Source organism: Kitasatospora aureofaciens, from assembly GCF_019192735.1.
In the GTDB taxonomy this organism is placed as follows: domain Bacteria; phylum Actinomycetota; class Actinomycetes; order Streptomycetales; family Streptomycetaceae; genus Kitasatospora; species Kitasatospora aureofaciens_A.
In genome coordinates, this window is sequence record NZ_JAHTKP010000117.1 from 1 (window position 1) to 8,785 (window position 8,785).

8 protein-coding genes, 1 tRNA gene and 1 pseudogene are annotated in these 8,785 nt (G+C 70.6%); 2 read left to right on the forward strand and 8 right to left on the reverse strand.

Annotated features, from left to right (window positions below; genetic code table 11):
* Window positions 1–109: 109 nt before the first annotated feature.
* The 4 genes from KV557_RS40825 to KV557_RS40840 all read right to left on the reverse strand — a co-directional run bounded on the left by KV557_RS40825 (window position 110) and on the right by KV557_RS40840 (window position 3,865).
* On the reverse strand, window positions 110–295 hold the full coding sequence (locus KV557_RS40825; protein ID WP_218207142.1) for a hypothetical protein: 186 nt from the start codon (window positions 293–295) through the stop codon (window positions 110–112).
* Window positions 296–390: 95 nt separating this feature from the next.
* Window positions 391–1,836: a hypothetical protein gene (locus KV557_RS40830; RefSeq protein WP_218207143.1), complete on the reverse strand. Its 1,446-nt coding sequence runs from the start codon at window positions 1,834–1,836 to the stop codon at window positions 391–393.
* A complete protein-coding gene (locus KV557_RS40835) occupies window positions 1,833–3,371 on the reverse strand; it encodes a site-specific integrase (protein ID WP_218207144.1) in 1,539 nt (512 codons plus the stop codon). The genes KV557_RS40830 and KV557_RS40835 overlap by 4 nt, the downstream gene beginning before the upstream one ends.
* Before the next feature lie 113 nt (window positions 3,372–3,484).
* On the reverse strand, window positions 3,485–3,865 hold the full coding sequence (locus tag KV557_RS40840) for a hypothetical protein (protein ID WP_218207145.1): 381 nt from the start codon (window positions 3,863–3,865) through the stop codon (window positions 3,485–3,487).
* A gap of 354 nt (window positions 3,866–4,219) precedes the next feature.
* Between KV557_RS40840 and KV557_RS40845 the strand changes: the two genes are divergently transcribed.
* Window positions 4,220–5,539, forward strand: coding sequence for a DUF2079 domain-containing protein (locus KV557_RS40845; protein ID WP_308130309.1), 1,320 nt, complete (start codon window positions 4,220–4,222; stop codon window positions 5,537–5,539).
* A 736-nt stretch (window positions 5,540–6,275) separates the two neighbouring features.
* On the opposite strand, the gene KV557_RS40850 is transcribed toward KV557_RS40845, so the two are convergent.
* Window positions 6,276–6,349, reverse strand: a tRNA-Met gene (locus KV557_RS40850).
* Window positions 6,350–6,700: 351 nt separating this feature from the next.
* Window positions 6,701–7,000 (reverse strand): DUF4193 domain-containing protein, encoded by a 300-nt coding sequence (locus KV557_RS40855; RefSeq protein WP_218207146.1) that lies wholly within the window; start codon window positions 6,998–7,000, stop codon window positions 6,701–6,703.
* A gap of 190 nt (window positions 7,001–7,190) precedes the next feature.
* Between KV557_RS40855 and KV557_RS40860 the strand changes: the two genes are divergently transcribed.
* Window positions 7,191–7,346, forward strand: a complete 156-nt coding sequence (locus KV557_RS40860; RefSeq protein WP_218207147.1) for a hypothetical protein — start codon at window positions 7,191–7,193, stop codon at window positions 7,344–7,346.
* A gap of 352 nt (window positions 7,347–7,698) precedes the next feature.
* On the opposite strand, the gene KV557_RS40865 is transcribed toward KV557_RS40860, so the two are convergent.
* Both KV557_RS40865 and KV557_RS40870 read right to left on the reverse strand, forming a co-directional pair.
* Window positions 7,699–8,070, reverse strand: a complete 372-nt coding sequence (locus KV557_RS40865) for a hypothetical protein (RefSeq protein ID WP_218207150.1) — start codon at window positions 8,068–8,070, stop codon at window positions 7,699–7,701.
* A pseudogene (locus tag KV557_RS40870) lies at window positions 7,985–8,659 on the reverse strand (RNA-guided endonuclease InsQ/TnpB family protein); the annotation flags it as partial. The gene KV557_RS40865 and the pseudogene KV557_RS40870, both read right to left, overlap by 86 nt.
* Window positions 8,660–8,785 lie beyond the last annotated feature (126 nt).

Here is an 8,785-nt window from a genome sequence, read left to right on the forward strand (position 1 = left end):
CGCGTCCCGCTTGAACTCGGCCGTGTACCGCTTGCTCATGTTGCTCTTACCGCTCACTATCAGGACTGCTTCCTCCGGGACTCAACGTCCCAGTATCAGGCTGTCCAGTTCAGTGGGGGAACTTCACCCCGGCGACCAGGCCGTGCTCCAGATAGTCCGCGACCCACATCCGTTCCGCCTTGTCCCACGCGGGATCGACAAGGTCAGCGGGGTTCGGCAGCTTCTGGTTCTCGGGCGACCCCCAGAAACCGAGCAGCCTGACCGGACGATCGGCATGTTCGCTCAGCTCAGACATGCCCGAAGGCTTTCACGACGACGGTCCCCGGGTCACTCCGGTGACCAGCCGCCGTCACAACCAACCGGGGTCAATTTTCGGAGAGCCGCAAGGGGTCAATTTTCAGGAGTCGTTGACAAGGGGCTGGACTCCTCGCTCTCGCAGTCGGCCGTGACGGTCGAGGCGTGGCCGGGTTCGGGTCCATCGTCGAGGTGGCCGCCGAACACGGCCTTCGCCTGAGCCAGTGCCTCGTGGGCCCCGTCGGCGAAGACGTCCCGGGAAGCGTGCTGCACGTGCTCGTCCGGCAGCACGTAGACGCTCTCGTGGGTGCCGGGCGTGTGCTGCAGGGGCTGGCCCTCGCGGACCACCGTCGTACGGCGGCTGCGCTGGAACGGCGAGCCGCTCAAGCCGTTGTCCCTCGCCCACAAGCGGGCGTCGCTGTCGGAGACGCCCACGGACAGCGGACCGATCCGGGGCGGGCGCGCCGGGTCGTTGGACTTCCGGCCGGTGGGATAGTGGTTACGCGCGACCATCAACCGGTCCGTGCCCGGAGCGAGCGCGGCGGCCAGGTGCCGTCCGAAGGCCGTGGCCTCCAGCGCCTGAGAGACCAGCCGGCCGGATGAGCCCGGGCCGACGTCGGCGACGTTCTCGGTGGAGAACCACCGGCCGCCGCCCTGGCGCCGCTTCTCCACCTCGATCCGGTACGTCAACGCCCCCGTCCCGGCAGACGGCGCCGTCGTCGGCGTCGGCAGCCGGTCGTAGACACCGAGGTTCCATCCGAACCGGTCGGTCAGCAGCACGGCCAGCGCGGTGATCTCGGCCCGGTCCAGGTAAAGCCGACCCCACGTGTTCTGCCACTGCGATCCGCCAAGCAGCGTGCGATTTCTCGGCCCTCCCCAGTCGCAGGCCGGGACGTGGCCGGTACGGGCGAGGTGATCGAGGATCTCGGCGATACGCCACCGGCGGCCGCCTTTCTCCAGCTCTCCTGCCCGCCAGGCGGCCAGAAGCCGCGCGTTCTCCCGTACGCGCAACAGGGCCCCGCGGAACTGGCGCTGGGCGGCCAGCACCACCTGCCGGTGCTCGTCAGCCGTGAACGAACTGCGAGTGGAGCGGGTCCCCGGCAGGCGGCGGAGCAGTTCCTCGGCGGCCGGCCCAGAGGACAGCCGCTCGTCCAGCTTGAGCAGTGGCCTGATGTGGTTCAGCATGCTGACGCCGCCCTTGGTGGCGAGGTTCATCAACCGCCACCGTTTGAGCAGTGCCGCGCTGACGTCGCCGAGGTCCTCGACCCGCTCGGGCTGGGCGGCGACGAAGCGGGCGAACACCGTCACCGCGACCCAATACGACCGCGCCGTCTCGTGGCTGTTCCACCGGGCCGAACGGGCGGCGAACAGCCGGGCCAGGGACAACTGCATCGGCGGGGCGACGGGCAGATCGGCGAAGTCGAACCGGCCCTGGCCCTGCGCAGCGAAGGCTAGCGTCACCACCAGCCCGTCCGGTGCCAGCGGCGGCGCGGCGCGGTGACCGCCCGGCGGCTGGGCCGCCTTGCGCCCCCGCCCGCTCACGCGCCCACCCGCTCGGCCACAAGGACATCGATGTCCTGGATGCCCTGCGACTCCCGGGCGAGCCTGGCGAGGACCTCGGTCAGGTCCTCCACCTGGCGGTCCCGGTCGTCGTCCACGCTCGCGGCAGCAAGGATCGACTCCAGCTCCAGATGCGCGACGGGAGCGAGGTAGTGCCGCTTCGTGGTCTCCACGTCCGCATGCCCCAGCAGGGTCTTCACCAGCCACCACGGATCGCCGAACAGCAGCGCGAAGTCCCGCCGGTCCACCTTCGTCAGCCCGAACCGCGCCTCCACCAGCGCGTTCAGCAACACCAGCATGTAGAGCGCGTAGGAGTGGCGAGCGGCGTGCGGCGTCGCGTACGGACTGCGGCCGCGGACCTCCGCGAGGCGAAACTCCCGCCGAACCTCCCGCTCCCGAGGGGCGAGCAGGACCTGCTCGCAGCGCCGGTTCGCCGCCGCGAAGACGCCGTTCCACCGGTCCGGTGCCATCGGCAGGCCCTGCTCCGTCAGCCACAGCCAGGCCGGCTCGGGGCCGTCCGGGCCGTCGAGGAACAGCAACTGCCGCTCCCGCCACCCCAGCCGTCCCAGCTCCTGCCGACCCGGTACACCACGCCGGTCCACCCACTCCACCACCGGCCTGCGCGCCGTGGTCACCCCGGTGACCACACGCAGCTCCGACAGCCGCTCGTAGCGCCCCGTCTCCTGGGCACGCCGGATCGCCCAGGCACGCTCCGAGGCGATGTACGCCTCGACCTGCCTGATCGAGTCCGCCGAGGCGTAGAAGACCCGCCCGGCCTTAGCCCTCGTCAACGCGGCGGCGATCTGCCCGTGGCAGTACCGGCCGTATCGCAGAAGCTGGGTCGGCAACTCGAAGGTGAGCAGCGCCCCGCCCTCCTGGCGGCGCAGGCCGGAGCCGAGCAGCAGCTGCACGAAGCTCGTGTTGCGAAGCTCCGTCCTCGATTCCCACCCGGCCGCCGGTGAAGCGGCGAGGGTGTGGCCGCGCAGGCCGGTGTCGGACCACAGGCCCCAGGTCCGCGGCGTCAGCCACAGCACGTTGGAGCCAACGGAGTCCGCCGCCCGGTCTTCGCTCCGGCCGGCGTCCACGGGCAGCGGCTCGACCTTCGCCCACCGGAACAGCTTCGTGAACGCGGCAGCCTCCCGGTTCCACTTCGTCCCGCCGACGCGCTGCGGGTTCTCGACAGCTCGGCACCGCCAGTCCCGGTAATCAACGAGATCGCGCCGGCTCGCTCTGCGCCAGGGCACCCCGCGTGCCGACAGGAACGTCAGAAGCGGACGGATGTCCGTCGCGTAGTTCCGCTTTGTCTCCCGCTCCAGGATGCGGAACTGAGGAGAGCGCACGAAGTCCAGAAGGTCAGCGTCCACCGTGCCGTCCGGCGCGACGAAAACAGGATCACCGGGCCGCAGCCCAATCCGGGCTACCTCCGCCGGCAGGTTCTGGACGCCCAAGACGCCCTCGGACGGCAGGGCGCCCCAACGGTCAACGTCGGGTACCCACACCACTTGCCACTCGGTCAACCAACGCCTCCCTGACGCTTGAACTCACCAAATCATCAGGGAAGTGGCATCAAGCAGGTCGGCCAGGCGCTCGGCGCGTTCCTCGAAGGCCTGGTCCGGGACGGCGGCGAGCGTCATCGTGGCCGCCCGTCGTCCTGGGCCGCGGGGACCGGCTCGGGCGGGACCAGGCGCAGGACGGCGTTGTCCACGACGATCCAGGCGGCCTGTTTGTCCTCGCCCCACCGGGCGTGTGCAATCCACGGCATGCCCGGGGCAGGGCGCCGACGGGCGGTGATGAGGGCCGAACACCAGGCGCCGCCGATGCGCAGCCAGCCGAGCCGCCAACAGCTGTCGGCCGGGTCGGTGCCGGGCGGTCCGGCGAGCTCGGCCGGCACCCGGACGGCGTCGCGCCGGGCCGCGGGCGCGCCGGGGACGTCGGCGGGTTCGGCAAGCGGGCGGATCCGGGTGTCGTCGAAGCAGTACCACCCCCGGTCGAAGGTGCCAGGCTCCCCCACCGCACCGACGCCGCCCTCTGGACCGACCCCTGGTGAAGGCACCAGCGCTCCACCCGTCCGGGCCGCCACCGCCCGCCGATCCGGGTCTCCACCCAACGCCACCACGGCTCCCCGTATCACCGGGTCATCCCCTGCCCACTCCGGCCTCACCGCCACCCCAACCCGGCCCCACCCCACCCCCGACACGCCCTCAACCAGCCAGACCACCAACAACCTGACACGCCCACGGAAGTAGGCCCTGCCGTGCCCCCACTCGCCACCGTTGCTGCCCCGCGTGCCCTTTCGTCTCCCGGCAGGAAGCGGACGGGTCCGCGTATCCGGTCGGGCGCGGCCTGGCCCTGGGCCGCGGGCGCCGTGCTGTTCGCGGTGTACGCGGCGGTCTCGGTTCGCGACCACCAGCGGATACTCACCACCGGTTTCGACCTGGGCATCTTCGAGCAGGGCGTGCGCTCCTACGCACACGGCCACCTGCCCGTCTCCGAGCTCAAGGGACCCGGCTTCCCATTGCTCGGTGACCACTTCTCGCCCATCCTGGCCACCCTCGCGCCCTTGTACCGGCTGTGGCCCTCTCCCCTGGTACTGCTCCTGGCGCAGGCGGCGCTGCTTGCCCTCGCCGTCGTGCCGTTGACCTCCTGGGCACGGAGAACGGCCGGCCGGACCACAGCCCTGGCGGTCGCCTTCGGCTACGGCGTGTCCTGGGGGATAGCGCAGGCCGTGGGCTTCGACTTCCACGAGGTCTGCTTCGCCGTTCCGCTGCTGGCCTTCTCGCTGACCGCCCTCGGCGAAGGGAGGCTGCCCGCGGCCGTCGGGTGGGCGCTGCCACTGCTGCTCGTCAAGGAAGACCTCGGCCTGACGGTTGCCGCCATCGGCGTCCTGGTGGCCCGGCGCGGCCGGGTGCGGCTCGGCTTGACCACCTGCGCCATCGGCGTCGTCGGGACCCTGCTGGAAGTCCTCGTCATCATCCCGGCGTTCAACCCGGGCGGGAAGTTCACGTACCTGGACAGCCTCAGCTCACACCAGAGCAGTGGGCCAGGGCTCACAGAGATTGTGCACACCGCCGCCTCGGGGCTGGACGTCAAAAGCCACACCGTCGTGCTGCTGCTGGCCCCGACCGCGCTTCTGGCCCTCCGCTCCACGCTGCTGTGGGCAGCTCTGCCCACCCTGGGGTGGCGCTTCCTGTCACACAACCCCGCCTACTGGGGCACCGACTACCACTACAGCGCCGTCCTGATGCCGATCGTCTTCGCCGCGCTCATCGAAGCCGTCGCCACCCGGCCAGGCGGCCCGCGCGCTGCCCGTATCCAGCTGGCCGCTGGCACCGCCATCAGCGACCTGCTGCTGCCGCAGTTCCCACTGGCACGCCTCGGCGAGCCCGCCACCTGGCAGACCGATCCGCGCACCGCCGCCGCACACCGCGTCCTGAACCACATACCCGACGGAGCGACCGTCGCCGCCTCCAACAGCCTCGTTCCACAGCTCACCAACCGCACCACCGTCTGCGAATTCGGCGTGCCGGACAGCATCCCCCGCTCCGAGTGGATCATCGTCGACACCACCACCCAGAACTGGCCCACCACACGCGCTCAGCAGACCCAGGACATCGCCGCGGCCCAAGCCCGCGGCTACCAGACCGTCGATGACCAGGACGGCTACCTCCTGCTGCACCGACCCTGACAGGTCCATTCCGGCCCTCCTGACCGATGGAAGACATTCTGGAGTCGGAGAGCCACGCGCCTTCGGTCAAGATCCCGACCGCGCTGCGCCGCCCCGGTTGCGGCGGCGCGCTGCAGCCCTGGGGCAGGGCTGGGGCCCGGACCGTGCGCGATCTCGGCAGCTGGTGCCGGAGTGCAAGGATCTCGATGTCCTTCTCCCGGCTGCCCATCGGCAGCAGCCGCAGCAGCGCAAAGGTGTTGGTCACGGCGAGGTAGGCCAGGCGCAGCAGCACAACAGATCATCATGCCGCTGCTGACCCGCGGGGAAGACACCCACGAGGCCGACAGACGCGACACGCAGCCAAGCAGACAAGGCTATGACCAGGCCGGATGATTTATCGGCACCCACACAGCCCGCCGCAGGCGCCGCCGCTGCGACCGTGCCCAGCTCATCCCCGAGCGGGCGTTCGCCGCCACCCTCGCCACCATCGCGTTGCTCGTCCTCGCCCCGCTCTCGCTCGCCGGACTCCTCGCCGCCCTATGGTCGGCCAGCCACTTGTGCCTGCTGGTCGTAGCGGCAGTTGTGGCCGTTTCGGCGGGAACCTGGCGCTGCCTGCGCGGACTGCACGCCCACCGCGCCGCCGGGGGAGACCCCCGACAACGGCGGGCAACTGCTCTCGGCAGCCTGACCAACCGCCAACTGACCCAACAAACAAGGCCGGGCCGACGCACACAGTGCGACGACCCGGCCTTCGTAGTAGCGGGGACAGGATTTGAACCTGCGACCTCTGGGTTATGAGCCCAGCGAGCTACCGAGCTGCTCCACCCCGCGTCGGTGAGATCACCCTAAGCGATGACCGTGCCAACACGAAATCGGTTTCCCGCGCCGGGCTGCTGGGCCGGCCCACACCGGACGCCCACGGTCGGTGGGCAGTGGCAGCATCAGCGGCTCGCCACACGCACTGGCGCGCTCCGCATCGCAGTCCGGGCACTCGGCGGCCTCGGCCGTTGCCTCCTCACGCAACTCCAGCTCGGAGCCCGAACGGCCGCCGAGCGGTCCCTTGCACGTCCAGCACGGTGGCCGCTTCGCATGGGCCTCACGGGCGGCCTGCAGGGCGTCCAGGAGCACGGCGTCTGGGCTGTGCGCCGTTCAGGATGCGGTCAGCTCTGCCTCTCTTCGCAGTCAAGACGCGCAGTCGCGGCAGATGGGCTGGCCGTTCCCGTCCTCGCCGGCGAGCTGGACGCGGTGGTGGACCAGGAAGCAGGTCATGCAGGTGAACTCGTCCTGCTGAAGGGGCACAACTTGGACGGTGAGTTCCTCGCCGGACAGGTCGGCACCTGGAAGCTCAAGGCCTTCGGCGGCCTCCGTGTCGACGTCGACTGCGGAGCCCTGCTTGTCATCACGCCGGCTTTTCAGTTCCTCAATGCTGTCGTCGCTGGCGTCGTCGCCAGTGTTGCGCGGGGCGTCGTAGTCGGTTGCCAAGGCGTACCTTCTCGTCAAGGGTCGGTTCCGGAGGGCGAGTCGTACCGCTTGCCCCGGGCGGCGGAGTGCCGGCACGCCGCGAGTTTGAACGGGCTGTCGCAAGGCCAGTACCGCGCCTCGGGCCGACCCTACGCCGTCCTGGCCGCCGATCCCCGCCACCGACGCCGGGCCCCAGCACAACGGCCGGCCGATGAGTGCCGAGGAACCGGCCGCGCTCCACCACGCCGCCTACACCAGGCAGGCCGCGGCCGACTGGGTGCGCCAGCAAGCCGCCCGCCAGGAGCACCGGCTCCACCGCCGGCTACTGGACATCACGGCCGACCAGATCGAGCAGGCCGGGCTGTAGCGGGTCCGGGACGGCTCCAGGGCGGCTGCTGGCGGCCCTGGGGGTGTTGGGAGCGGAGGGAGCGGAGGGAGCGAAGGGAGCGGACCGCGCCGGGGCCGAGGGCATGCCGGGCTCTGGATAATTCTTCGCTGCACCGTTGATTTGCCCGTCCTGGGTGGAAATTCGCTTCATCGGCGTGTGCTTGGCGGGCACGGTGGCGTGCTGGCCGGGTCTGCCGGGGAGCCGGGTTGCGGGGCTCTGGCAGGGTCGGGCGGGCGGTGCGCGCTGCATCCCATTGCCCGTGGCGCGCACCGCCTGGTCGGCCTGTGTTCGGTGTCGGTCGCTTTGGTCGCTGCCGTCCCATGGGGCCTGGTCAGCGGTTGGGGTACTCCTGTGCGTGGTGCAGGCGGATGTGCCAGTAGGGATCGTCGAGCTTGCCGGCGGCGGCGCGGCGGCGGTCGCGGTTGGTGGGCAGGGGCAGGATGATCGGCGGGCGGCCGGTGTTCCTGCGCTTGAACGCGCAGTCCGGGCAATCCAGGCGGTAGGGGTCGGCGGGTTCGCGCAGTTCGTCGATGGCGCCGGGGGTGCCGCCGATGGAGCCCTGGCAGGTGTAACAGGGGTGCGTGACTCCTCCCCCGGCTGAAGCCGGGGGCTTCTCGCTAACCCTGGCGGGCGTTGCGACGGACCAGCCCGGCCCGTAGAACGTTGGTGGCTCCCACCGTGTCAGCGTGGGCCTTGTGGCCACAGCTAACGCAGTGAAAAGCCTCCTGTGTGGGCCGGTTCTCCTTCGCGGTGTGCCCGCATTCGGGGCACTCGCGGGAGGTGTTGCGGGGGTCCACGGCGATCACTTCCCGACCGGCGCTTTCAGCCTTGCTGGTGAGGATCGCGAGGAACACCCCCCAACCGGCATCCATGATCGAACGGTTGAGTCCGGCTTTCGCCGCTGCCCCGTTGGGCAGGAACGCGCCCGGCTGCTCGGGGTCGGGCTTCGGCGCGGGGGCCTTGCTCATGTTGCGGATCTTGAGGTCTTCGTGCGCTATGAGGTCGTGCTCACGGACCAGGCCGAGCGCGGTCTTGTGCGCGTGGTCGAGCCGCTGGCGGCGCACCTTGCCATGCAGCTTGGCGACCTTTTCCACTGCCCGCTGGTGCTTGCCGGTGCGCTTGTCGCGGCGGACACGCGGGAACCGACTGAGGGCCTGCTGCGCGGCTTCGAGCTTCGCGGTGGCGGTCCGCCCGTGGCGGGGGTTGGGCACGAACCCGCCGTTGGAGTCGGCGAGGAAGTTCGCTATCCCGAGGTCGATCCCGACCACTGAGCCCGTCGGGGGCAGCGGTTCCCTCTCTGTCAGCCTTGGGTGAGACATCCCGCTTTGTCGGGTTAGCCTGAGAGGGCCCGAGTAGGAGTTCCCCCCTGATGACCAGCACCAATCCGTCCGCTGCCGACCCGGCTCCCCGGCCGAAGC